This is a genomic window from Stenotrophomonas sp. STK17_22 (assembly GCF_051983905.1).
In the GTDB taxonomy this organism is placed as follows: domain Bacteria; phylum Pseudomonadota; class Gammaproteobacteria; order Xanthomonadales; family Xanthomonadaceae; genus Stenotrophomonas; species Stenotrophomonas maltophilia_A.
On the sequence record NZ_CP197010.1, the window covers coordinates 2,389,110 to 2,413,060 of the forward strand.

Sequence of the window (23,951 nt, forward strand, 5' to 3'; positions counted from 1 at the left end):
CGGCCGGCCTCATCGTTCTATTCATGTGTGCAATATTCACTTGCGCGCCAGATTGGCAGGTCTAGAATGCGCCCCATGAACCGGATGCCGCTCCTGAAGTTTTTCACCCTGACCCGCGCAAGCGCGGAACGGGCGTGTCTGCCTGGAGCCCCACGAGGCCGTTGAAGCGGCTGTCGCTGGACCTTCGACAGAGCGCCCTCCGGGGCGCTCTTTTCGTTTTTGTTTTTTGTGAGTCGACTAACAGTCGACTCTACCCAGTCGACTCTACCCAGTCGACGCTACCCAACAGTACTGCGAAGGAGAACGTGCCATGCACCAGATCGCCGAGACCGAACGCTAGCCGCGCACCCTGTCGCCAACCGGGGTGTGCGGCCCCTGAAGTTGGCTTTGCAGGAACCTCTTTATGAACACCCACGTCCTTTCCCGTCGTCGCAACCTTGGCATCATTGCCCACATCGACGCCGGCAAAACCACGCTGACCGAACGCCTGCTGTGGAAAAGCGGCGAGATCCACCGCGTCGGCGAAGTGCACGACGGCAATGCAACCACCGATTTCTCGGCGATCGAACGCGAACGCGGCATCACCATCGGCGCGGCCGCCGTGCAGGCGCAGTGGGCGCCACGTGACCTGCCGCCGCATCGGCTGACCCTGATCGACACCCCCGGCCATATCGACTTCGCCATCGAAGTCGAACGTTCACTGCGCGTGCTCGACGGTGCCGTGGCCGTGTTCTCGGCGGTGGATGGCGTGCAGCCGCAGTCCGAGACGGTGTGGCGCCAGGCGCGTCGCCATCGCGTGCCGCTGATCGCCTTCGTCAACAAGATGGACCGCGTCGGCGCTTCGTTCGAACGCGTGCTGGAGCAGCTGCAGGACAAACTGCAGGCGCGGCCGTGGGCATTGGGCGTGCCGTTGGGCAGCGAAAGCGGCTTCAACGGCTGGGTCGACCTGGTCGATGAACGCGTATTGCACTGGCAGGATGGCGCCGTAACCACGGTGACCCCGTGGGACGACGCGGCACGCGCGCAGTGGCAGGCTCAGCGCGATGCGCTGGTCGAAGCCGTGGCCGATCACGATGAACAACTGGCCGATGCCTGGCTGGAAGGACGCGCGATCGATGCCGAACCGCTGCGCGCGGCGATCCGACGGGCGACGCTGGCCGGTGCGGGCGTGCCGGTACTGGCCGGTGCGGCCTTCAAGGACAAGGGTATCGAGACGCTGCTGGATGCGGTGGTCGATTACCTGCCGTCGCCGCTGGATCGCCCTGCCGTGACCGCCGAAAGCGAGAGCGGCGAGGTGGTGCTGCCGCCGGATCCGGACGGTCCGCTGGCGGGCCTGCTGTTCAAGATCACCCACCAGCAGCACGGCGCACTGAGCTTCGTGCGGCTGTACTCGGGCACCTTGAAGGTGGGCGACGCGGTGGCCAGCTCGCAGCATCCACAGGGACGGCGTGTCAGCCGGCTGGTGCGGGTGCAGGCCGACCAGACCCACGACATCGAGCAGGCCGTGGCCGGTGACATTGTCGCGGTGCTGGGCTGGAAGGATGCAGTCAGTGGCGAAACGCTGAGCGGCCGTGCGCAGCCGCTACGCCTGGAGAACATCCAGGCACAGGCGCCGGTGCTGGCCTGGCGGCTGGAGCCGGCGCGTGCGGCCGACCTGATCCGGATGGCGCAGGGCCTGGCCAGTCTGGCCCAGGAAGATCCCTCGTTCCGCGTCGAAACCGATCGCGACACGGCGGAGACCCTGGTCTGGGGCATGGGCGAGCTGCACCTGGAGGTGATGGTCGAGCGCCTGCGCAGCGAGTGGAAGGTCGAGGTGGGCGTAGGTTCGCCGCGCGTGGCCTACCAGGAGACACCGCTGCGTGCGATGGCCGGCGTGGTGGGGCGGCTGGTCAAGCAGACCGGTGGCCAGGGCCAGTTCGCGCACGTGGTGCTGGATGTATCGCCGCGCGAGGACGACCAGGTGGTGTTCAACGACCGCATCGTCGGTGGCGTGGTGCCGCGCAGCTTCATCGCGGCGGTGGAGAAGGGCGTGCGTGCCGCGCTGTCGGAAGGTCCGCAGGGCCATCCGGTGGTCGGTATCGAGGTCAGTCTTGTCGATGGCCAGACCCATGCCAAGGACTCGTCGGAGATGGCGTTCCACCGTGCCGGTGCCGAAGCGGTCAAGGCGGCACTGGTGGAGGGCGGTACGCAGCTGCTGGAGCCGGTGATGGCGGTGACGGTGCATTCGCCGTCGGCGTCGGTGGGTGATGTGGTGGGCGATCTCAACCGTCGCCATGGTCGCATTGCCCGCATCGACGACCAGGACGGTCGCGCCGAGGTCAGCGGCTTTGCGCCGCTGGCGCAGCTGGTGGGTTACACCACATCACTGCGTTCGCTCAGCCAGGGGCGGGCCAGCAGTGAGGCGCACCTGCATGGTTACGAGCCGGTACGCGCTGCGTAAGCAAAGGCGAGGGGAGCCCGTGAGCGGGCTCCCCTTTTTTGTAGGCGTTGGTGGGGTTCCGTATCCACGCATGGCGTGGATCTACTGCGAAGCGGCGCGAATGATGAATCCGCATCAGCACGCGAGTATTTGCACTGCATTGCAACAAAACTGCAGAAAAAGCTGGATTAAAGTGATGCCTCACGATAAATTGCGCACCCCCCGTTGCTCGCCGCCGCCCGCACCCCTCTCATGCGTGATGACAAAGACCCCGGAACCCTGGAGCTGACCCTGCCGCGAAAGCGCGGTCGTCCGCCCAAGTTCGGGTACGCAATGAGTGACGCGCAGCGCGCAGCGCGCTACCGCGCGCGCCGGGCCGGGCAGGCCAACCATGCCGATGTGCGCTCCTGCTCGGACATGGTGCTGCTGGACAAGATCCGCGCGGCGGTGAGCGCGCGCGACACCGAGCTGGCCGGGTTCCTGGTCCACGTCCTCTGGCAGCGCTACCCCCTGCAGTTGAAATAGGCCGTCGGTGGGGTGGCCGTTGTCATCGAGCTTGTTGATAATGCGGGATTCAGGTTGTTCCCGCTGGCGCGCCCGGGATGGCAGGCGCGCATGATCGAACGGTTCCCAAGATGACCACCACCAGCGACACCACCACCGAAGCGGCGCCGAGCAGCGCCCCCCTGTTCTACACCCGTCCGGTGCCGCTGCAGGCCGATGTGCACGCCGATCTGCGCATCCTGCCGGGCAGGCTCGAGTTTGCCGCCGGCAACAACGCCATCCCGCTGGTGCTCGGCGAGTTCTCGCTGGCGCTGCATCACTTCCCGATCCTGTTCGCTGGCCCGACCGCGGTGCCGATGGCTGCCGTGGGCGTATCCGACCAGAACCTGTTCATCAAGGACGGCCTGTGGGAAGACGAGGCCTATATCCCGGCCTACCTGCGTCGTCACCCCTTCATCTTCATCGACACCGGCGCGGAGAACGACTTCCTGCTGGGCATCGACGAAGAGAGCGCGCGCGTGGTCAAGGGGGGTGACGAAGGCCAGCCGCTGTTCGTCGATGGCAAGGCCACCGACATGGTGCAGCAGGCGTTGGAGTTCTGCGGCCAGTACACCCGCGAGCACGAACAGACCCAGGCCTTCTCCAAGGCCCTGATCGACAACGGCCTGCTGGTCGAGCGCAACGCCACCGTGCGTACCCCGGATGGCCGCGAATTCAACCTCAACGGCTTCCAGGTCGTGGACGTGGAGAAGTTCGTGGCACTGCCGGAAGCGACCGTGATCGAGTGGCACCGCAGCGGCTGGCTGGCGCTGATCCACCAGCACCTGATGTCGCTGGGTCGCTTCAATGACCTGACCCGTCGCCAGGTCGAGCGCCTGGCGGCCTGATCAGGCCGATGGTGCGGCTTCCGCCTTGCGGGAGCCGTGCCACTGCTGCAATCCCCGCAGCAGTCGCCGCGCCTCGACCCAGTCAGGCGCGGCCTCATGCCCCAGTTCCCACAGGTCGGCCGCTGTGCCGGCCTGATCCGTTGCCCGGCACATCTGCAGCGTTCCCTGCAGCCGATGTGCATGATGGCGCAGTGTCGAGGTATCGGCGTCCTGCACGGCCTGTTCAATCCTGGCCAGCTCATGGGCAATGTCCGCAGCGTAATCCGGCTCGGCGCCAGGGGTGTCATCGGGCGCGGTGCCGTGCGCCGAGGGCGGCAGGTCCAGCGCCTGCAGCAGGCTCGCAACCTGCAGCGGCTTGACCAGGATGGCGTCGAAGCCGGCCCTTCGGCAGCGTGCCGCGTGCCGGCGCCCCATGCGGGCGGACAGGGCAATCACTCGCAGAGGTGCCTGTGCCTGCGCGCGCAGCTGCTGCGCCAGTGCATAGCCATCCGAGCCGCGAAGCCCGATATCCAGTACTACCGTGCCGCGCGGTCGTAGCGCATGCTCGGCCAATGCGGCGTCGGCATCGGCAACCGCGCGTACGTCGGCGCCCAGCCGACGCAGTTGCTCTGCGACGACATGCCGGCTGAGTGCATGATCTTCGACAAGGAGCAGGTCGATGCCGGTCAGTGGCGTCTGCTGCAGCGGCTCGATGGGCGGCTGATCGCCGTGAACGGCGCGGACCGGCAATCGCAGGGTGAAACGGCTGCCGCGCCCATGCACGCTGTGTGCGGTCAGGTTGCCGCCCATGGCAACGGCCAGTTCGTGCGCAATCGTCAGGCCCAGTCCGCTGCCGCCACGTCTCTGGCCATCCTCGTTCTGCTGGAATGGTCGGAACAGAAGCGCCAGTTGAGCGGGTGCGATGCCGATGCCGCTGTCGATCACATCCAGCAACAGCTCCCGGGGAGACAGGGCGGGTTGTAGTTGCAGGCGCACCTCGATACCGCCGACATCGGTGAATTTCAATGCATTGCCCAGCAGGTTGTCGACAATCTGACGCAGTCCATCAGCATCGAGCACAACCACTGGCGCTGGATCGGGCCCGCGATCCAACTGGAGTGACAGCCCTCTCCGCAGTGCCTCCGGCCGGATTGCTTCCAGTGCACGGGCACAGAGTTGGCCGACGTCGCAGGGCGTGGGATGCGGCCTGAAGCTGCCGCTGGCAAGGCGCGAGAACGCCAGCGAGCGATCGAGCAGCCTGCGCAGCGAGTGGCCGGCGGCAAGGGCAGCCGCGAGCAGTTCACGCTGCCCCTTGGGCAGGTGTGACTGGCTCAGCAGGTCGATCGAAGCCAGTACTGTCTGCGCGGAATTGCGCACTTCATGGCTGATCATTCCCGCCGCGCGCCCGAGGCGTTGTTCCGCGCGGCCGATTCGCCAGCGTAACGCCTGCCAGAGCACGGGCAGGCCGATGAGTGCCGCGGCCAGACACAGCAGCCAGAGCAGGAGCGGGGAACGCACCCGATCCAGTGCGCTCTCGATGGATGTGGGCAGCATCTGCTGCGCCCACAACTCCAGCAGGCCTGCGTGCTCTTCGAGGGTGATGGCGCGCAGCGCCTGATCGATGCGCGCCAGCAGCTGCTGGTCCTCCCGGCGGACAAGCAGGTGCAGATCGGTGGAGAATCCGCTGTCGAACGGGTGCAATTGCAGGTTTCCCGTGAAGTGCTGCCGGATCATCGAGTGCAGCGTTGCTTCCAGGCCGATCGCAGCATCGGCGTTGCCGCTTTCAACAGCGGCCAGGGCCGCATGGCGGTCGGGGAGATGCAGGAGGTGGATCCGGGGGTGGTGGATCGTCAGCCAGTCGGCATAGGGACCGCCTTCAACTACGGCCAGCAGCTGCGCCCTCACGCCGGTAATGTCACGGGGCGGGTGTTCGCCTTTACGCACAGCCAATACCGTCTTGCCGCCATGGAAGGCGCCGGAGGCCCTCAGGTCGGGACAGGGAAGCGGGTGATGCGAGGGGCTGCCCATGACCAGCACCAGGTCGGCCTCGTCCCGGCAGACGGCAGCGACCGCTGCGCTCGTGCTGGGGTAGTTGAGATCGCGGAAGCGCAGGCCGGAATGCCGAGCCACAAGCTTGGCATAGCCATGGGCGAGGGTGGGCAGTGCGCTTGAATCCGCCAGCGTTGGGGGGAGCGGTCGCAATGATGGCGCGGTGGCAACCCGCACTTCGCGGCCGGCGGACCATCTCCGCAACTGTGCATCCTCGGCCGATGCAGCCGGCAGCAGGATCAGGGCCAGCAACAACGTGCACGACGTGCGCAGACGGAGGCGAACGCGCCGCCTCATTGGATCTCCAGCTGCTGCCGCAGTGCATAGATCTCCGCATCATTGCGCAACCCGAGCTTGCGCAGGGCCGCGACCTTCTGGGTACTGACCGTCTTGACGCTGCGGTGGCGACGCAGCGCGATTTCCGAGACAGTCAGGCCGGCCAGGAGCAGGTCCAGCACTTCGCGTTCATTGCGGCTGAGTTCCTCGCGGCACGCCGGGAACAGGCAATCGGCAGGGAGGCGGCACAGCCCCTGCGAGATGCGCACGATGGCATCAGACAGCATCTCCAGGGGCTCGGACTTGCTGACTACGCCGGAGATGCCGGTCGCCAGCAGGTGGTCGATGCGGGTGGATGGCGTCAGCGTGGCGAAGGCGAGCAGGGGAATATGTGGGAAGCACTCGCGCAGCAGCGGAACCAGCTCATCACTGCTGCGGTCGCCAGGCGCCAGGGTGAGATCGATGATGGCGACATCCACTGCCAACTGGCGCAGGCTGCCGATGAGCTCATCGCTGCGGGTGTGGCTGGCGACAATGCTGAAGCGGACGTCGTGGGACAGGTGCAGGGCGGTGCCGCGGCGGACGATTTCGTGATCGTCGAGGAGTGCCAGCCGCAGTCGGCGCGGTGCAGGATATCCATTCATGCGCAGGGAGGTGATCGGCGCCCGCAGGGCGTGGCGATCATTCTGGCGCCGCTGTCGCGTCGAGCATCGAACTTGTTGGAATTTTGCGATTATTCCTAAGAATCGATGCGTAAAGCCCATCAATTCAATGCCGCCGATTGATGAGGTGGATCGTCAGTACCCAATCAAGCGCTTCGGGGTACTTCGCTCGCGCTGCGCAGGTCGCGGGCCATTTCGCTGGTCGCAGCCCATCCGAGATCCGCATACAGTGGTTTCCCTTGGGTGGTAGCGTGCAGCACCGCGTAGGCCACCGCTCGTCCGGCGAATGCATGGTCGGCCAGTTTCATCAGTTGGCGGGCGATGCCGCGACGCCGATAGCCGGGCTCCACGTAGACATTGAGTACGTAGCCGCGCGTGTCCTGCTCTGGATGGGCGGGGTGGGGCGGCCAGTCGATCAGCATCAGGCCAATGCCTGCGATGGGTTGTCCATTGTCGGAAAGGACATGGCCGAAGTAGTCGCCTGACACCAGGCGCGGTTCGAGCCAGGTACGGAACGGGGCCGCCATCTGCTGAAGGATCTCTTCGCTCCGGCCGCTTTCACGGAACATCGCTTCTCGGTGAGCGCAGATGAGGTCGAGGTCGCACGGAAGGATCTGCCGGACTTCGAATCCATTCCAGGAGGTTGTGATGGCATCGTCCGCGGGGCTGTTCATCGATCGTGTATCCGTTCCGGCCTTGCTGGCCTGCCCAGCATCGTATCTGCAGGGCGCGTCGCGAGTGCACCACGTTGCAATGATTGATGATCGACTGATGCTCCAGGACGATCGACCCGGGCAGAAGGTGCCGCGTCATCGCACCGATTGCGGCACCCGCCTCAGCTTGCGGGTGTCGTAACCCATGGCCGCAATCCGCTCGACCGCCTGCTGGTAGTCACTGTCCGACACCTGCGGGGTGCGGGCCATGTACCAGACGTAATCGCGCTTGCTTCGTGCCACGATGGTCTGGCGGTAGCTTTCATCGAGCCAGGCGATCACGTACTCAGCCTGGATCGGCCAGATGAACTGCATGCCCCAGACCGCGCCGTTGCCTTCCTTCTCGACACGGCCGATGGGGTGCATGGACTTCTGTGGCGCTTCGAAGCTGCCTTTGCGGTACGTGAAGGTGGTCTGGATGCGTCCATCGGGGCGCAGGGCATAGCTCTCCACGGCGTCGAAGGCTTCGCGCTCAGGGCGCGACGGGATATGCGCGATCACGTACCAGTCGCCCATGAAGCGCGGCACATCCACCGACGGTGGACGCGGCAACGGGCGGGTGTCGCTGGAACTGCAGCCGGAACCGAACAGGCCGACCGCGATCAGGGGAAGCAGCGGAAACATGCGCATCGGGCACCTCAGCGGGGTCGGAACAGATAGTGGGCCACCAGCCACTGCTGGCCGTCGTCGTAGCCGAACAGCTCGGCGCATGCCATCCAGAACATCCGCCAGCGCTGCCACCAGACCTTCGCTGCAACCTGGCCATAGGTGGCGATCAACACCGGCATCACCTGCTCGCGGGCTGCATCCTGGTTGGCCAGCCAGTGGTCGGCCGTGCGCTGGTAATGGGTGCCGTCCAGCAACCACCGTTGCTCCAGGCGCAGGTCGCGCTGGAAATGCAGCAGTGTGTCGGCCGCCGGCATCAGTCCTCCGGTAAAGAAGTGGCGACCCATCCAGTTGTCGCCGCCGTCTGCCTCGAACGGATACATCAGTGTCCGATGGGCGAAGATGTGCACGAACAGTGCACCGTCTGGTTTCAGCCACCGTGCGATGGCTGCCAGCAGGCGCTGGTAGTTGCGTACGTGCTCGAACATCTCCACCGAGACACAGCGGTCGAACCGGGCCGTCGGCAGGTCAAGCTGGTTGACGTCGCGGGTCATCACCTCGACGTTGCCCAGGCCGCGCGCCTGGCACTGCGCCATGATGTACTGGCGTTGACTGTGCGAGTTGGAGACGGCGGTGATATGCGCCTGCGGGTAACGTTCGGCCATCCACAGGGTCAATGAGCCCCAGCCGCAGCCCAGCTCAAGTATCTGCTGGCCATCGGCCAGTCCGGCGCGCTGGCCGTACAGTTCCAGCATGGCGTCCTCGGCCTGGTCCAGCGTTTCGCGCCCGGTGGCGTAGTAGCAGCTGCTGTACTTCAGCCGCTTGCCCAGGCAGGCCTGGAAGAATGCCGCGGGAACTTCGTAGTGCTGGCGGTTGGCCGCTTCGGTATGCAGCGCGAGTGGGCTGTCGGCCAGCTCGGCGATGCGCTGGCTGAAGCGTGCCGATTGGCCTTCGATGCCGCCTTCGCTTTCCTCATGCAGGCGTTGCGCGCACAAGCGGCGGATGCCCGCACGCAGCGCCGCATCGGGCACCAGCCCACGTTCGGCCCAGGCGATCAGCCCGGTTTCCGCATCTTCGGCCGGATTTAGTGACGGGATCGCGCTCATGCGGAATGCTCCTTGGAAGAACGGGGGAACCAGGGAAAGAACATCGATGTAGTGCGCTGGTAGGCGCGGTAGTCGTCGCCTCGGCTGCGCAGCGCTTGCTTTTCAGTGAAGGGAATGCCGCTGAGATAGCGCAGGAACACGTACATCAGCAGCGGGCCGGCCCAGGTCAGCCACCACAGTGGCGAGCCGACCGCGAGCAGGACATAGCTGAACCAGTGCAGCCACTCGAAGAAGTAGTTGGGGTGGCGGGAGTAACGCCACAGCCCCTCGCGGCAGGTGCGACCCTTGTTCGCTGGATTCGCGCGGAACCGGGCCAGTTGATGGTCGGCCAGGCTCTCGCCGCCGACGCTCAGCAGCCAGACGAGTGCGGCGGCCACGATCCACAACGTCGTGCTTGTCTGCGGATTGTCAGCCACCGCGACGAAGGGCAGGGCGAACAGCACGACCAGCAGCGCCTGGGCCATGAAGAAGCCGAAGATCTTGCCTTGATGCCCTTGCCAGTGCTCGCGCAGATAACGGTAGCGGCCGTCTTCCTGTTCGTGGCGGACCCGGTGCCACAGGTGCAAGGCGAGTCGACTGCCCCACAGGCCACCGAGCACGCCGAGCGCCATCCGTGGCGCCGCCGCACCATCGCCGAGCCATGCCAGCAACAGGGCTGATGCGCCCACGCCCTTGGCCCAGAGCACATCGACCACGCCGATGTTGTGATGGCGGCGCTGCCAGGCCCAACCCCAGCTCATCACAAGTGCGGCATACAGCAGGACCCACAACAGATTGATCATGACGGTGCTCCTGCCAAGGGCGGCGGGAGGGTGCGGGAGCCGCGACGAGCAGCCATGCACAGCAGCGAAAGCGCGATGCTCCAGCCCACACCCAGCACCAGCAGGCCCTGCCACAGCGGCGCAGTGAAACGGACCGCCTCGAAACCGCGCGCTGCGGAGAGATACGCCAGCGGGGCCAGCAACAGGCCGAACAGGGCTGGCAGGGCAGGGTGGCGCAGCAGGAAGCGCATCGACGTGGTCAGCGTCATCGCAAACGCGGCCCACAACGCCATGATCCAAAGGGGCGGAGTCCAGCCCGGCGGGGCAGCAGCGTAGCGCACGGCGCCGCTGGCGGCGGCACTGGCGTCGACCAGCCACGCGCAGGCCAGCGCCAGCAGCATCAGCCGAAGGTCCAGTCGAGGGTGCGGTGAAGTCAGCAGCTGGCTGCCGATATAGATCGTTGCGGCCAGCAGCGCCGGCCACTGCCAGCCTCGCCCTGCGCCGGCCACGGCACACAACCAGACCAGCTGGTTGCCAAGCAGATTGGCCCAGAACCGGCGCATGTCAGCGGCTGTCGCCCGCAGCGAGGACGGGCCGGTGGTCCGGACGGGCCAGCAGCAGATGCGAGACGCCGATCGAACGTTCCAGGAAGCCGCCCTCGCAATAGGCCAGATAGAATTCCCACAGCCGGCAGAAGCGTGCATCAAAGCCCTGCGCCTGCACCGCAGGCAGCTGGGCCAGGAAACGTTGGCGCCAGGCGCGCAGGGTCAGTGCGTAGGAGTGGCCGAAATCCTGCTGGGCGATCAGCTGCAGGTCGCTGGATCGGGTCTTGGCGGCCATGATCGCGTTGATCGATGGGATGAAGCTGCCCGGAAATACATAGCGCTTGATGTAGTCGACGCTGCGCCGGGCCTGTTCGTAGCGATGGTCCTCGATGGTGATGGCCTGCAGCAGGGCAACGCCATCCGGCTTGAGCAGGCGTTGCAGTGTAGCCATGTAGGTGTCCAGGTACTCGGCGCCGATCGCTTCGATCATTTCGATCGATACCAGCTTGTCGAACTGGCCCTGCAGGTCGCGGTAGTCCTGCATCAGCAGCGTGATCTGATCCTGCAGGCCCGCCGCCTCTACGCGTTGGGCGGCCAGCGCATGCTGTTCCGCGGAGATGGTGGTGGTGGTCACATGGCAGCCATAGTGCTGGGCGGCGTGTACCGCGAAACCGCCCCAGCCGGTGCCGATCTCCACCACGCGGTCGCCTGGCTTGAGGTGCAGCTGCTGGCAGATGCGGTCCAGCTTGCGCCGCGAGGCGGATTCCAATGGCTCGGATTCGCTGGCGAACATCGCCGACGAGTACATCAGGTCCGGCGACAGGAACAGGGCAAAGAAGTCGTTGCCCAGGTCATAGTGCGCGGCGATATTGCGGCGACTGCCTTCGCGGCTGTTGCGGCGCAGGCGGTTCCAGGCCCGCAGCATCCCCCCACCCAAGCGGGCCGGGCCACGCTCCATGCCGTCGAGCAGATCGCGATTGCGCACCAGCAGCCGGATCAGTGCCACCAGATCATCGCAGTGCCACTCGCCCTGGATGTAGCTTTCACCTGCGCCCACGCTGCCTTGCGCAGCAACCTTCCGATAGAACGCCGGGTCATCGATGGTGACGGTGACATGCAGTTCATCACGGGCATCGCCCAGCCAGACTTCGCCGAGTGCATCGCGCACGCACAGCCGACCGTCGCGCATCGGGGCCAGCTGGGCCAGCAGGCGGCGGCGCAGGAACGCGTCCAAGGCGCCGGGGCGCGGCAGGGCAACCCAGGGAGTCATCGAGTTCATCGCGGTTTCTCGGCAAGAGTGGGGTGGTCGTACACCGGGTTGCGTTTCAACCACAGCCGCAGTGCGTGCCAGTGAATGGCGGCCACCACCTGGGTGGTCATCAGGGGATAGCAGGCCAGGACCCGGGCCAGCCCGCGGCCATCCAAGGCACGCCGCTGCATGGCCTGGGTGGCATCAAACTGGCGCACGCCGTCCCGCCAGACCTGCATGTGCACGCGCAGGTCCTGGTCGGGGCGGTTGAATCGCCAGTCGTAGCCGCAGTCCATCGGCATGAACGGCGAGACATGGAAGCACTTGTCGAACTGCCAACGCAGTGAGCTGCCTTCGTGCGTGGCGGTAGCGACCGGCAGCACATAGGCGTGCCGTTCCTTCCAGGGCGTGTTGGTGATCTCGGCGACAATGCAGTCCAGCGTGCTGCCGTCGGCCTGGTAGCAGTAGTAGAAACTGACCGGGTTGAACACGTGCCCGGCAAAGCGAAGATGGGTGAGCAGGCGCACCGGGCCGGTCGGCCGGTAGCCAAGCGTGTGGGCAGCGTGATCGCGGATGGCATCGGCCAGTGGCCGTGCGGGATCGCCGAAGTAGTCGCTGCGGCGGAACTCGGCCAGGTTGCGGCGATTGACCGACCACAACCATCGCCCGGCGAACACCGTATCGAGTTCGTCCAGATCGAGCAGCAGCTGGGCGATGGGGTAACGGAAGGCATGCGGGTGCGGATGATGCCGGCGATGCATCACCTGCCCGATGTAGAGCGCGCTGGTGCTCATGCCGCCACCTCATCCGCGGCGGATGCCAGCCGATGTGGAGCGCAGGCCTGCAGGGCATCGACCACGCGGCGGGCGCTGCGGATGCCATCCTCATGGAAGCCCCAGCCCCAATATGCGCCTGCGAACCACGTATGGCGACGGCCCTGCAGTTCCGCCCAGCGCTGCTGTGCCCGCACCGCGGCGTGGTCGTGCACCGGGTGGGCATAGCGCAGCGTACGCAGTACTTTGGCCGGATCGATTGCCTCGCTGCGGTTGAGGGTAACCACCAGGGGCGTATCGCCGGGCAGGCCCTGCAGCAGGTTCATGCAGTAGCTGACCGTGCAGGGCGCGGCGCGATCCTCTGGCACGTGCGCGTTCCATGCTGCCCACGCCTTGCGGTTGCGCGGCAGCAATGACGCATCGGTGTGCAGCACCGCTTCATTGGTTTGATAGCGGATGGCGCCGAGCACGTCGCGCTCGATGGGGTTGGCGTCGGCAAGCAACGCCAGCGCCTGGTCGCTGTGGCAGGCCAGGATGACCTCATCGAAGCCTTCCACGCCGGCCGCGCTGTGCACGCGCGCGCCCCAGGGCATGCGCTCGACCGACTGCACCGGGCACTCCAGCCGCTCATGCACCCGCCAGCGGGCGCGCAGGGCATCGACATAGCGTGCCGATCCGCCGCTCACCACCCGCCACGGCGCGCGCCCGCTCATCTGCAGCATCTGGTGGTTGGCCATGAACTGGGCCAGATAGCGCGCCGGGAAGTCCTGCACGGTGGCGGTCGGTGAGGACCACAGTGCCGAGGCCATCGGCAGCAGGTGCTCGTCGATGAAGGCCTCGCCATAGCGCTGGCTGCGCAGGTACTCGCCGAGCGTGGGGCCGTCTTCCTCGGCCAGCAGCAACGGCGCATCCCGATAGAACCGGCGCAGGTCGGCCAGCATGCCCCAGAATCGAGGTGACACCAGGTTGCGGCGCTGGCAGAACAGGCCATCCAGCGAGGTGGCGTTGTACTCCACGCCGCTGCGCTCGCTGTGCATCGAGAAACTCATCGTGGTCGGCTGCGAAGCCACACCCAGCTCGTCGAAGAGCGCGGTCAGCAGCGGATAGTGCTGGGGATTGAACACGATGAACCCGGTATCCACCGCCATGCGTGTGCCATCCACCTGCACGTCGTGCGTGTGGGTATGGCCACCGAGGTAGTCGTTGGCCTCGAACAGTGTGACGTCGTGCTGGCCATCGAGCCACCAGGCACTGGCCAGCCCCGCGATACCCGAGCCGATGACGGCGATGCGCATGTCAATACCTCGCCTTGGCCAGGACCCACTCGGGGATGGGCTTGAGACCTTTGACCAAGCCCAGCGCCGCCATCGCGCGCAGTCCGTACCAGGTCAAATCCACTTCCCACCAGCGGAAGCCCTGGCGGACAGTGCCAGGGAAGAAGTGGTGGTTGTTGTGCCAGCCTTCGCCGAAGGTGAGCAGCGCCAGCCACAGGTTGTTGCGGCTGTCATCGCGTGTATCGAAGCGGCGGCGGCCGAATCGATGCGCCAGCGAATTGATGGTGACCGTGGCATGGAACAGCACGATGGTGGAGATGAAGAAGCCCCACACCAGCAGCTGTGGGCCGGAGGTGTGCAGGCCCGGTGCCCAGCGCCCCAACCCGGCGCCCAATGCATACAGCGCTGCGGCCAGCAGTACCGGTACGGCCGTATCGAAACGGTCCAGCCAGCGCAGTTCGGGGAAGCGCGCCAGGTCCGGTACCCGTGACAGATCGGTGGCGAACGCCTCGCGGGTCAGGAACCAACCCATGTGGCTGCGCCAGAAGCCGCCCTCGCGTGGCGAGTGCGGATCCAGCGGCTGGTCGGCATGCCGATGGTGATGGCGATGATGGGCGGCCCACCAAAGCGGCCCACGCTGCACGCTGGAGGCGCCGATGACAGCGAACACGAACTGCACCGTTCGCGATGCCTGGAAGGTGCGGTGTGAGAAGTAGCGGTGGTAGAACGCGGTGATCGCGAACATACGCACTGCATACAATGCCGCAGCAACCACCATGGCCATCCATGAGGCACCGACCCAGATCACCGCCAGGCAGGCGACATGCATCAGCGCGAACGGCACGGCTCGCACCCAGTCGATGCGCCCCGGCCGCTCGCCGGTGGCCTCTGCGGCGTTGCCGGTATCGAACCAGCGCTGCAGCGTGCGCAGCAGGCGCCAGCGTCGACGGGGAAGGGGCGCTACAGAGGCCATGGCGGATCTCGGCGGGTGTCGTTTCTTCCTTTACGCAGCAGGATGCGCAATGGATGCGCCACGGCGCAGTAAATTTCCACTTCACCTGGGCGTCACGACGCAACGCTCCACCAGGGGTTGCGCCCACGCCTGTTGCCAGTCGCCTGCCGTTCGCTCGGCTGGTGGCGAGCTGAAGCGCACGGTCACCGGCGGATAGCTGCCGCGTGCATCGCGCAGGTTGCTGGTACCGCGGAATTCCAGCAGGCGGCGGTCGGTGCTGGCATAGACCAGTGACAGACGCGGGGCGATGCTGCCGTACCAGGTGTCCAGACTGACGTCGATCGACTGGGCATCAATACCCTGCCAACGTACCGGACCGATGCGCCGCACCTGCACCGGGAAGTAGCGCTGCCGCCCCGGCACCAGGAAGGGCAGGCTGATGCGTTCGCCGCGCAGCAGCGCCGGCCAGTGCAGGCGCACCGCCGCGTCGAACCCTGCATCGATCACCGCGTCCGGCGGCAGTTCAAGCCGGCGCTGATGCGGCTGGCTGGCGGCATCTTCCTTCCAGGCAATCGACACCGAGTCGCCAGTGGCATCGACCTCGGCGGTCTGGCCGCTGCGGCGGTCCTCCAGCGAATATCCCCGTGCCTGTGGGCGGGTGCTGGCGGGCAGATGCTTGCGGGCAAAGGGTTGGCCATCCGGGCACTGGTACAGCACCCAGCGCTCGGCGCCCTCCGTTGCCTCGCGTCGCCAGTGCACTTCGCGGTAGAGGAGGTCGCCCTGCGCGGAGGTGGCCACACCCTCACTTCGCAGCCAGGGTGCCGCCAGCGCGGCATGGGGCAGGCACAGCAGCAGCCAGGCAGTGCGCATGGTGTTCATCCGGAAGGGTAGGTCTCTCAGGTCATACGGTGGGGGCGCCCGGTTGGATGCGCAGTGCCGACTGCATCCAATGGCTGCCCCTGCACGTACAGAGGACAGACCTTCACCCGCCCGCCGCGAACGCAGATGTACCCTGACGCCGCCAGCACACTCCTCAACTTCGATAGCGCACGCACCGTGTCCAGTTCCCAGCAGCCGAGCAGCGAGCCGACGAACTGGGCCGGTGACATGGACGGCGTGGCGCGGCTGCGCGACCGCGAGTGTTTCATGCGGATCTACGACTACTTCATGCCGCGGCTGTGCGTGTACCTGCGCGGCCTGGGCGCACCCGATGCCGTAGCCGAAGAGCTGGCGCAGGAATGCCTGTTGCGCCTATGGCTGCGGGCCGCCGATTTCGATCCGGCGCAGGGTGCGCTGAGTACGTGGTTGTATCGCATCGCCCGCAACCTGCATATCGATCGAGTGCGCCGTGAGCGCAGCTGGATGCAGGTGCAGGCGGCGGTGGAGGACGCGGCGACGCTGGATGTGATCGAGCGCAGCAGCGCCGAGCAGTTCGCTGACCAGGCGCGTCTGCGCCAGCGCATCAACGAGCTGCCCGCGGTGCAGGCGCGGCTGGTGCGGATGTCCTATTTCGAGGCCAAGAGCCACAGCGAGATCGCCGAAGCGCTGGGCATGCCGCTGGGGACGGTCAAATCCCACCTGCGCCGTGCCTTCCTGCAACTGCAGGCGAAAGTGGGAGGTGCGCTGTGAATCCACACCATCACCTGCACGAATCCACGCTGATGAGCTATGCCGCCGGTGCGCTGCCGGCGCCGTTGAGCATCGTGGCGGGTGCCCATCTGGAGCAGTGCCCGCATTGCCGTCAGCGCCTGCGCGATGCTGAGGCGATCGGTTCGGTACTGCTGGAGCAGACCCAGCCGCCTGCAACCGACACGCGGCGCGAACAGTTGCGCGAGGCCATGCTGATGCAGCTGGCCACGGAAACCCCGACGGCCATGGCGGAATCCCTGCGCCCTATGCCGAAGGAGCGGCCCGAGGCCGATCCCGATCATCTGCCGGTATCATTGCATCCCTACTTTGGCACCTCGCTGGGTGACCTGCGCTGGCGTTGGATGGCGCCGGGGGTGCACTGCATCCGGGCCGAGCAGATGCCCTCGCTGATCATGCTGAAGATCGCCCCCGGCAAGTGCCTGCCCATGCACAGCCATGGCCGCAGCGAGCTGACCCAGATCCTGCGCGGTTCCTACAACGACGCGCTGGGGCTGTTCGCGCCGGGTGACGTGGCGGATCTGGACGAGGAGGTGGAGCACCAGCCGGTGACCGCGCCGGGTGTGCCGTGCATCTGCGTGTCTGCGTTGGATGCGCCGTTGGTGTTCAGCGGTTGGCTGGCGCGGAAGATCCAGCGTTTCGTGAAACTGTGAGGCGGGTGCGATGATGGTCGGGACAGGTGCACTACGGATTCTGTTGACCGGTGCCGCAGGCCTGGTCGGGCAGGGTGTGGTGCTGGCCTGCCAGCGCTCACCGCAGGTCTCCCGCCTGACCGCGCTGGTTCGTCACCCAGGCAGTCTGAGCGGCACCGGCAGCGAACTGATTGTCCCGGACTTTCTGCGTATCCAGGAGCGGGTGGAGGAGCTTGCCGGGTTCGATGCATGCCTCTACTGCGCCGGAGCGCCACCGGTCGGCACCGCCGAGGCCGAGTACCGACGCGTTACCGTGGACACCACACTGGCGGTAGCCCGTGCCTGGGTGGCCGCGAATCCCGAGGGATGCTTTCTGTATGTATCCGGTGCGGGTGCGGACCCTCAGAGCCGGCTGATGCCGCTGAGGGTCAAGGGCGAGACCGAAGTTGCTTTGCAGGCCCTGCCGATGCGCTCGGTGATGCTGCGCCCGGGTGGCGTCAGGCCGGTCGCGGGAACCGGCACCCGTCATGCCCTGTTGAAGCCGTTGTACTGGGGCGGCGCGCCGTTGATGAAGCTGGCCGGTGCGATTGCGCCTTCGTTGATGACCAGCAATCTGGCCCTGGGCCAGGCGATGATTGCGTTGGCCGGCAGGGAGCATCCGCCGGCCACGGTGGAGTGCGCAGACATCAACCGGATCGCCGCTGGCATGCGTGATCCGGCGTCCTGACCTCAGTGCGTCGCCCCCAGCGCGGTGCGTACCGCCGCTGCAAGATCACTGCGGGTAAACGGCTTTGGCAGCAATGAAACCGCGCGTCCCTGGCTGCCCACCTGGTCGTGGTCACGTGGATAGCCCGACGTGAACAGGACGGCGACTTCCGGCCAGCGTTCACGGACTTCGTGCACCAGTTCCCACCCCGACATGCCGGGCATCACCACGTCCGAGAACAACAGATCCACCTTGGTGTCGGGGCGCTCCAGCAGCCGCAGCGCGGAGGGGCCGTCGTGGGCTTCCAGCACGCGGTAACCGAGCAGCCGCAGCGCATCCACCGTGTGGGCGCGGACATCGTCATTGTCCTCGGCGACCAGAATGGTTTCCTCGCGCGGTGAGTAACCCGCCAGGCCGGTCTGTGGGGTGCGTGCTTCGCAGGGCAGAGCCAGCGGAGAGCGCGGGAACATCATGGTGATGCTGGTGCCGCCGCCTTCCACCGAGTCGATCAGCACGTGGCCACCGGACTGCTTGACGAAGCCATGCACCATGGACAGGCCAAGCCCGGTGCCGCGGCCAACCTGCTTGGTGGTGAAGAACGGCTCGAACACGCGCGCCAGGGTCGCCGCGTCCATGCCGTGGCCATTGTCGCGAACCCGTAGCATCACGTACTCGCCAGGCGCTGCATCGGGAAACAGGGCGGCGTAGTCGTGGTCGAGATGGCTGTTGTCGACTTCGATCACCAGCCGGCCGCCATGCGGCATCGCATCGCGGGCATTGACCGCCAGGTTCAGTACGGAGGCCTCCAGCTGGCTGATGTCGATCTCCACGCACCAGATGTCCTCGGCATTGCGGATCTCCAGCTGCACCAGCTCACCCAGTGCACGCTGCAGCATGTCGTGCATGTCCAGCAGGCGTTCGTTGAGGTTGGCGGCCTGGCTGTGCAGCGGCTGGCGACGGGCAAACGCCAGCAGGCGCTGGGTCAGGCTGGCGGCACGGCCGACGCCTTTCAGTGCATTGTCCAGTGCACGGCTGACCATTGCCCCGGATTCTCCGGCGCGTTCGTTGAGCAGCATGGCGTGCTCGACATTGCCGGAGATGACCGTCAGGATGTTGTTGAAATCATGGGCGATGCCGCCGGTGAGCTGGCCGACCGCCTCGATCTTCTGCGACTGGCGCAGTGCGTGTTCTGCCTGCAGCCGCGCGGTGGTTTCCACTGCCTCGGAAACCACGGCGGTGACCACGCCTTCGGTATCCAGCAGCGGGCGGAACGAGAAGTCGAAGCTGCGCCGCCCGGTCGGGAGTTCCAGTTCCAGTGCATGCAGCGAACTGCGGCCCTGTACGGCTGCGGCGACGGCCTGGTCGATCAGCGCACTGATGCCATCGGTTGTGGCAAACCAGAGCGATTCGCCGAAGCGCGCGCCAACGGTGTCCTTCTTGTCTGCAAGCACCGCGGCCAGTGACGCGTCATTGGCATCAACCACGCGTCCGGACAGATCCAACAGCACCTGATGCTGGAAGCTGGATTCGAAGATCGCCTGCAGGCGCCGCTTGCTGGCCCGCAACTCGGCGGTGCGTGCCTGCACCTGTCGCTCGAGAACCTGGTTGTCCTCGCGCAGCGCCAGTTCGGCCTGCTTCAACAGTGAAACATCGCTGCCCATGCAGATGTAGCCGACCACGCTGCCATCGGCCGCATGTTCCGGTACGCAGTCCATCTGCACGAATCGGGATTCGCCGCTGCGGTGGACCAGTTCGACCTGGAAGCTGGTGCGCTCGCCCTGCAGTACCCGCTCCAGGCTGGGCAGGGCGTGCTCGAAGGCGGAAATGCCGCTGACATCCCGTGCCGCGCGACCCAGCAGTTCGGCCAGGCTGACGCCGTGCCAGTCCAGGAACGCCTTGTTCGCGAAGCGGTAGCGATGCGCCGTGTCGAGCTGGGCGATCAGCGCAGGGACGGCATCGGTTACCTGCTGCAGTTGGGCCTGGCTGTCATTCAGGGCGGCCTGCGCGTGGGCCAACTGGGTGCGCTCGTACGCCTCCTGGCGGGCGCGTCGGATCGCATCCGGCAGGCGTTGCAGGCGCTGCTTGACTACGTAATCGCGTGCGCCGCGGGTCAGTGCCTGCACCGCCAGTTCTTCGGTCAGCGTGCCGGAAACGAAGATGAAAGGGGTCTGCGGAATCCGCTCGCGTGCCAGTGCAAGGGCCGCATCGCCGTCGAATCCGGGCAGCACATGATCGGCCAGGATCACATCGAAGGCGCGATTCTCAATTGCCTCGATGAAGGCATTGCGGGTCCACAGGCGCTCGGCCTCGAAATCGAGGCCGGCACGCTGCAGCTGTGCGCTGATCAGCTCCGCATCAAGCGCGCTGTCCTCCAGCATGAGGATGCGCAGGCGCTCGCTGCGGCGCGATCCATCACGCATTGTGCTGCCCCGAGCCGTTGGGCCGATACGGCGGGGGCTGGTTGGTGATGCCCCAGAACATGCCCAGCCCCTGGATAGCGTCGAAGAACTCCTTGAAGTCCACTGGCTTGACCACGAATGCGTTCACGCCCAGTTCGTAACTGCGCACCAGATCCTGTTCTTCGCGCGACGAGGTCAGCATCACCACCGGGGTGCTGCTCAGCTGTGGGTCACCACGCACCTGTTCCAACACTTCCAGGCCGTTCACCTTGGGCAGCTTCAGGTCCAGCAGCACCACCACCGGGCCGCCGTGCATGGCGCCGGCGAACTTGCCTTCGCAGCGCAGGTAATCCAGCGCCTCGGCACCATCGCGTACATGGATGACATCGTTCAGCAACTGGCAGCGCGATAACGCGGCCAGCGTCAGCTCGGCATCCTTGGGGCTGTCCTCCACCAGGAGGATCGGCCGCAGGTCCCTCATGGGAGATCTCCTGTGGAACGGGGTAGGGTGAAATGAATCGTGGCGCCCTTGCCGGGCTCGCCCTCGGCCCAGGTACGGCCGCCATGGCGGCCGATGATGCGGCGTACATTGGCCAGACCGATGCCGGTGCCTTCGAATTCTTCGACGTGATGCAGGCGCTGGAACACACCGAACAGCTTGTCCACGTAGCGCATATCGAAGCCGCAGCCGTTGTCCCGCACGAAAAAGTGATCTTCGTCGACGTTGCGCTCGTGACCGACCTCGATAACGGCCTGCTCGCGCTCGCGGGTGAACTTGATCGCGTTGGCCAGCAGGTTCTGCCAGACCAGACGCAACATCGTCGGATCGGCCTCCACCTCCGGCAGCGGCGCCAGCGTCCATTGCACATCGCGTCCGGCGTAGTCCAAAGCCAGGCTCCGGTGCACATCTTCGGCCAGCGCCGCCATATCCAGCCGTACCCGGCCGAGCGTGGAACGGCCCATCTGCGAGAAGCTCAGCAGATCGTCCACCAGTGTCCCAGCGGATTTGGCCGACTCCACGATCGTATCCAGGAAGCGGCGCTCGGTATCGTTGAGGCGTTCGCCGGCCGAGCTGCCCAGCAGCTCCGAATAACCGACGATGTGGCGGAACGGCGCGCGCAGGTCGTGGCTGACCGAATAGGAAAACGCTTCGAGTTCCTTGTTGCTGCGGACCAGCTGCTCGTTGAGCTCGGCCATTTCCTCGGCCTTGCGCAGAACGATATCGACGATGGCCGTGCGCATTTCGTGTGCGGCATCGCAGTCGGCGTCGGTCCATGGCAGGCTGCGTTGCTGTACGGTCTCTTTCCAGGCTTCGAATGAACTGCGCGGGGACAGTGCCACGCCGGGCGCCGCCGCTTTGCGTGGGTCGCCACCCCAACGCACGGTGCGCACTACTTCCGGGCGGAACCACATCAGATAGCTGTCGTGCAGCTGCGAAATGGACACCGCCAGTACGCCGCTGGCCACGTCGGACAGGCGCGCGCCGGGCGCCCAGTTGGCTGCCAGATGGTCACTGCAGTACGTTTCCTGCCCGGTCTGCTGGGTAGCCAGCCAATCAGCCAGGGCCAGCACGTCGCTGGCGGCTGGGCACTCACCCACGCGCATGCAGTCGCCCCTGTGCACGATGGCCGCACCGGCAGCGCCGGTCAGCGACAGCAGGCTGGCTTCATCGTGGCGCAGCGCAGCCATGAAATCCTCGTCGCCGGCCATGCGTGCCAGCAGCTTGACCAGCACCGAGCGGCGCGCCACGCGCTCTTCGATGGCGCGTGCACGCTCCTTCAGGGCGATCTGCAGTGACAGGATCTGGCCCATGAACTCGCAGGCAGTGCGCACGTGGTAGGGCAGGCGGCGTGGCTGCACCGTGTGGCAGGACACCAGACCCCACAGTTGGCCCTCGTGCACCAGCGACACCGACATCGATGCGCCGGTGCCCATGTTGCGCATGTACTGCAGGTGCACGGGCGAAACGCTGCGCAGCACGGCCAGGCTCAGGTCGGTAGCCGGCGCGTCGCGATGGTCCTCGGCCCGCATCAGCGGGGTAGGGGTATAGCTGTTGTCCGCGATCAGGCGCACCCGATTGCGGCGGTACAGCTCGCGGGCCTGCGCAGGAATGTCCGACTCGGGGAAGCGCAGGTCCAGGTAGGACGGCAACAGGCCGTTGCCATCCTCGGCGACCACGATGCCGTTCCAGCCGGGATCGAACTGGTAGACCAGGGTGCGATCGAAGCCGGTCAGCCGGCGCATGTGCGCGGCCGCCAGCTGGCACAGATCTTCCACGGTGGTAGCCGATTCGATGCCGGTCATCAGTTCGCGGATCGACGGATACAATTCTTCCAGCGAACCAGGCTGGCCGGGAACCGGCGCCTCCAGCTCGATCAGCAGATCGGTGGCGGAGCGATGCACCAGCAATTGATGGCGGCCGTGGCCATCCAGGTGCACGGCGCCGACATGCGCGCTGCTGCCCACCGTGGCCTGCTGGAACAGCGCCTGGAAGGGCGCCAGCACGCCGCCCAGTACCTCGCTGACATGCTGCATCAACGGTTCGCCGAACTGCTGCAGCAGGCCGGGATGACTGACGGCGCGCTCGCGCACCCGCAGGGACTGCGGTTCAACGACCAGAAGCACGCCGTAGGGCTGGATCGCGCCGGGGGTGTGGATCGGTTCGCGCGCGCAACTGGACAAGGCAGTGTCGTGCGTGGACTCGGCAGAAGGCATCAAAGGCGGGACTCATGATTCGTGGATGGCTGGAATGGCCCAGCGTTGCATCCGGCATGCACGGATGGTGACGCAAAATCGTGCATTCGCATACCGGTACGTGCGTGTGAAGAACGTTTCATTCAAACCTGAATTCTTCATCTGGACATTCCAACAGCACTTGCATGTTTCGCGAAAGGTACATGTGCGCTGCACGCGCACTCGACACCGACTTGCCTAAGGTGAACGCACATTCCTGAGTGACCACGCCCCGTGAACCTGCAGACCTTGCCTTCAACGCCATACCGCGTGCTTGCCGACAGCTGCCAGTTTGAACTGCTGGATGTGGATGCCCTGCAGGATCCGGCCAGTGGGCGCCTGCTCCACCTGTACTCGCTGGTTGCGCGGTGCATGAGCTGCGAAACGGTGTTCAAGGCCGAGGAAGGGCAAGGGCTGGTCAGCCACACCGCCGCGCGCGTGGTGCGATGCCCCACAGGTTGTGGCCAACAGGCGTTCAAGCCGGCGTTGCTGCGTGCATGGCAGCCGCAGCGCGTCGCACAGGCCTGAGAGCACTGATACGGGGTCACAGCACCCCGGGATTGGCGCGCCACACCGCGAAGTTCAGCGCCGAGGCGAACGATATCCAGGCCAGGTAAGGCAGCAGCATCGCCGCCGCACCGCGATGGTGGCGGGCGAAGGCAACGATCGTTGCGCACACCAGCGCGATAAGTATCAGGATGTCGACGAAGGCCAGCGCGCCCAGCTTCCAGCCGAAGAACAGCCAGCTCCAGAGGGCATTGACGGCCAGCTGCACCAGATAGAGCACCAGGGCCGGTTGCGCGTTGCGCCAGCCGCGTTCGCGCCAGACCAGCCACGCCGCAATGGCCATCATGGCGTAGAGCAGGCTCCACACCGGGCCAAACACGCTGGCAGGCGGTGCCCAGGCAGGCAGGGCGAGGGTGGCGTAGAAGCTGGCGGCGGATGTCGATGCCCACGCGCCGACTGCCGCCGCCGCAAAAGTGACCACGCCCCATCCCAGAAGACCCATAACCTGTGAACGCCGCTTCATTCCGTGCTGCTCCATCCTGCGTTTACCCGCTCATACGAACGGAAGCGGC

At 66.0% G+C, this 23,951-nt stretch carries 23 protein-coding genes; 7 read left to right on the plus strand and 16 right to left on the minus strand.

Annotated elements, in window-relative coordinates; all coding sequences use genetic code 11:
* Positions 1–403 precede the first annotated feature (403 nt).
* The 3 genes from fusA to ACSYS9_RS11120 all read left to right on the plus strand — a co-directional run bounded on the left by fusA (position 404) and on the right by ACSYS9_RS11120 (position 3,810).
* Positions 404–2,440: an elongation factor G gene (gene fusA, locus ACSYS9_RS11110; protein ID WP_071227414.1), complete on the plus strand. Its 2,037-nt coding sequence runs from the start codon at positions 404–406 to the stop codon at positions 2,438–2,440.
* Between the two features lie 231 nt (positions 2,441–2,671).
* A complete protein-coding gene (locus ACSYS9_RS11115) occupies positions 2,672–2,944 on the plus strand; it encodes a hypothetical protein (RefSeq protein ID WP_005409616.1) in 273 nt (90 codons plus the stop codon).
* A gap of 110 nt (positions 2,945–3,054) precedes the next feature.
* Positions 3,055–3,810 (plus strand): SapC family protein, encoded by a 756-nt coding sequence (locus tag ACSYS9_RS11120; RefSeq protein ID WP_071227413.1) that lies wholly within the window; start codon positions 3,055–3,057, stop codon positions 3,808–3,810.
* Here ACSYS9_RS11120 and ACSYS9_RS11125 read toward each other — a convergent pair whose 3' ends face one another.
* The 12 genes from ACSYS9_RS11125 to ACSYS9_RS11180 all read right to left on the minus strand — a co-directional run bounded on the left by ACSYS9_RS11125 (position 3,811) and on the right by ACSYS9_RS11180 (position 15,625).
* The gene (locus ACSYS9_RS11125) at positions 3,811–6,135 is read right to left on the minus strand and encodes an ATP-binding protein (RefSeq protein WP_081352231.1); all 2,325 of its coding nucleotides are present in this window, start codon (positions 6,133–6,135) and stop codon (positions 3,811–3,813) included.
* Entirely contained in the window at positions 6,132–6,758 is a 627-nt protein-coding gene (locus ACSYS9_RS11130) for a response regulator transcription factor (RefSeq protein WP_049399337.1), read from the minus strand. Before ACSYS9_RS11130 ends, ACSYS9_RS11125 begins: the two co-directional genes overlap by 4 nt.
* A 164-nt stretch (positions 6,759–6,922) precedes the next feature.
* Positions 6,923–7,450 carry a GNAT family N-acetyltransferase gene (locus ACSYS9_RS11135; protein ID WP_032127338.1) on the minus strand — a complete coding sequence of 176 codons (528 nt, stop codon included), beginning with the start codon at positions 7,448–7,450 and terminating at the stop codon, positions 6,923–6,925.
* A 135-nt stretch (positions 7,451–7,585) separates the two neighbouring features.
* Positions 7,586–8,119, minus strand: coding sequence for a lipocalin family protein (locus ACSYS9_RS11140; protein WP_049421983.1), 534 nt, complete (start codon positions 8,117–8,119; stop codon positions 7,586–7,588).
* An 8-nt stretch (positions 8,120–8,127) separates the two neighbouring features.
* Positions 8,128–9,201: an SAM-dependent methyltransferase gene (locus tag ACSYS9_RS11145; protein WP_071227412.1), complete on the minus strand. Its 1,074-nt coding sequence runs from the start codon at positions 9,199–9,201 to the stop codon at positions 8,128–8,130.
* Positions 9,198–9,983: a DUF1295 domain-containing protein gene (locus ACSYS9_RS11150; protein ID WP_071227411.1), complete on the minus strand. Its 786-nt coding sequence runs from the start codon at positions 9,981–9,983 to the stop codon at positions 9,198–9,200. Before ACSYS9_RS11150 ends, ACSYS9_RS11145 begins: the two co-directional genes overlap by 4 nt.
* Positions 9,980–10,525, minus strand: a complete 546-nt coding sequence (locus ACSYS9_RS11155) for a DUF2878 domain-containing protein (protein ID WP_071227410.1) — start codon at positions 10,523–10,525, stop codon at positions 9,980–9,982. Before ACSYS9_RS11155 ends, ACSYS9_RS11150 begins: the two co-directional genes overlap by 4 nt.
* Position 10,526: 1 nt before the next feature.
* Entirely contained in the window at positions 10,527–11,786 is a 1,260-nt protein-coding gene (locus tag ACSYS9_RS11160) for an SAM-dependent methyltransferase (protein ID WP_071227409.1), read from the minus strand.
* Positions 11,783–12,550, minus strand: a complete 768-nt coding sequence (locus ACSYS9_RS11165) for a DUF1365 domain-containing protein (protein ID WP_071227408.1) — start codon at positions 12,548–12,550, stop codon at positions 11,783–11,785. Before ACSYS9_RS11165 ends, ACSYS9_RS11160 begins: the two co-directional genes overlap by 4 nt.
* Positions 12,547–13,824 carry an NAD(P)/FAD-dependent oxidoreductase gene (locus tag ACSYS9_RS11170; protein ID WP_071227407.1) on the minus strand — a complete coding sequence of 426 codons (1,278 nt, stop codon included), beginning with the start codon at positions 13,822–13,824 and terminating at the stop codon, positions 12,547–12,549. The genes ACSYS9_RS11165 and ACSYS9_RS11170 overlap by 4 nt, the downstream gene beginning before the upstream one ends.
* Position 13,825: 1 nt before the next feature.
* Positions 13,826–14,776, minus strand: a complete 951-nt coding sequence (locus tag ACSYS9_RS11175) for an acyl-CoA desaturase (protein WP_071227406.1) — start codon at positions 14,774–14,776, stop codon at positions 13,826–13,828.
* An 81-nt stretch (positions 14,777–14,857) separates the two neighbouring features.
* On the minus strand, positions 14,858–15,625 hold the full coding sequence (locus ACSYS9_RS11180; protein ID WP_071227442.1) for a hypothetical protein: 768 nt from the start codon (positions 15,623–15,625) through the stop codon (positions 14,858–14,860).
* A 135-nt stretch (positions 15,626–15,760) separates the two neighbouring features.
* On the opposite strand from ACSYS9_RS11180, the gene ACSYS9_RS11185 reads away from it, so the two are divergent.
* From ACSYS9_RS11185 to ACSYS9_RS11195, 3 genes are read left to right on the plus strand one after another with little or no spacing between them, the layout of a single operon-like run.
* Positions 15,761–16,384, plus strand: coding sequence for a sigma-70 family RNA polymerase sigma factor (locus ACSYS9_RS11185; protein ID WP_071227405.1), 624 nt, complete (start codon positions 15,761–15,763; stop codon positions 16,382–16,384).
* Complete coding sequence (locus tag ACSYS9_RS11190; RefSeq protein WP_071227404.1) at positions 16,381–17,055, plus strand: ChrR family anti-sigma-E factor; 675 nt, start codon at positions 16,381–16,383, stop codon at positions 17,053–17,055. The genes ACSYS9_RS11185 and ACSYS9_RS11190 overlap by 4 nt, the downstream gene beginning before the upstream one ends.
* 13 nt (positions 17,056–17,068) lie before the next feature.
* The gene (locus ACSYS9_RS11195; protein WP_071227441.1) at positions 17,069–17,761 is read left to right on the plus strand and encodes an oxidoreductase; all 693 of its coding nucleotides are present in this window, start codon (positions 17,069–17,071) and stop codon (positions 17,759–17,761) included.
* A 2-nt stretch (positions 17,762–17,763) separates the two neighbouring features.
* Here ACSYS9_RS11195 and ACSYS9_RS11200 read toward each other — a convergent pair whose 3' ends face one another.
* The 3 genes from ACSYS9_RS11200 to ACSYS9_RS11210 are packed head-to-tail and all read right to left on the minus strand — an operon-like array spanning position 17,764 to position 22,854.
* On the minus strand, positions 17,764–20,160 hold the full coding sequence (locus tag ACSYS9_RS11200) for a response regulator (protein ID WP_071227403.1): 2,397 nt from the start codon (positions 20,158–20,160) through the stop codon (positions 17,764–17,766).
* The gene (locus tag ACSYS9_RS11205; RefSeq protein ID WP_049399316.1) at positions 20,153–20,620 is read right to left on the minus strand and encodes a response regulator; all 468 of its coding nucleotides are present in this window, start codon (positions 20,618–20,620) and stop codon (positions 20,153–20,155) included. Before ACSYS9_RS11205 ends, ACSYS9_RS11200 begins: the two co-directional genes overlap by 8 nt.
* Positions 20,617–22,854, minus strand: a complete 2,238-nt coding sequence (locus tag ACSYS9_RS11210; protein ID WP_071227402.1) for an ATP-binding protein — start codon at positions 22,852–22,854, stop codon at positions 20,617–20,619. Before ACSYS9_RS11210 ends, ACSYS9_RS11205 begins: the two co-directional genes overlap by 4 nt.
* A gap of 252 nt (positions 22,855–23,106) precedes the next feature.
* Here ACSYS9_RS11210 and ACSYS9_RS11215 point away from each other — a divergent pair, with 252 nt between their 5' ends.
* Positions 23,107–23,400 (plus strand): hypothetical protein, encoded by a 294-nt coding sequence (locus tag ACSYS9_RS11215; protein WP_071227401.1) that lies wholly within the window; start codon positions 23,107–23,109, stop codon positions 23,398–23,400.
* Positions 23,401–23,416: 16 nt separating this feature from the next.
* Here the strand turns inward: ACSYS9_RS11215 and ACSYS9_RS11220 are convergent, their stop codons facing one another.
* A complete protein-coding gene (locus ACSYS9_RS11220; RefSeq protein WP_071227400.1) occupies positions 23,417–23,902 on the minus strand; it encodes a TspO/MBR family protein in 486 nt (161 codons plus the stop codon).
* Positions 23,903–23,951: the final 49 nt, after the last annotated feature.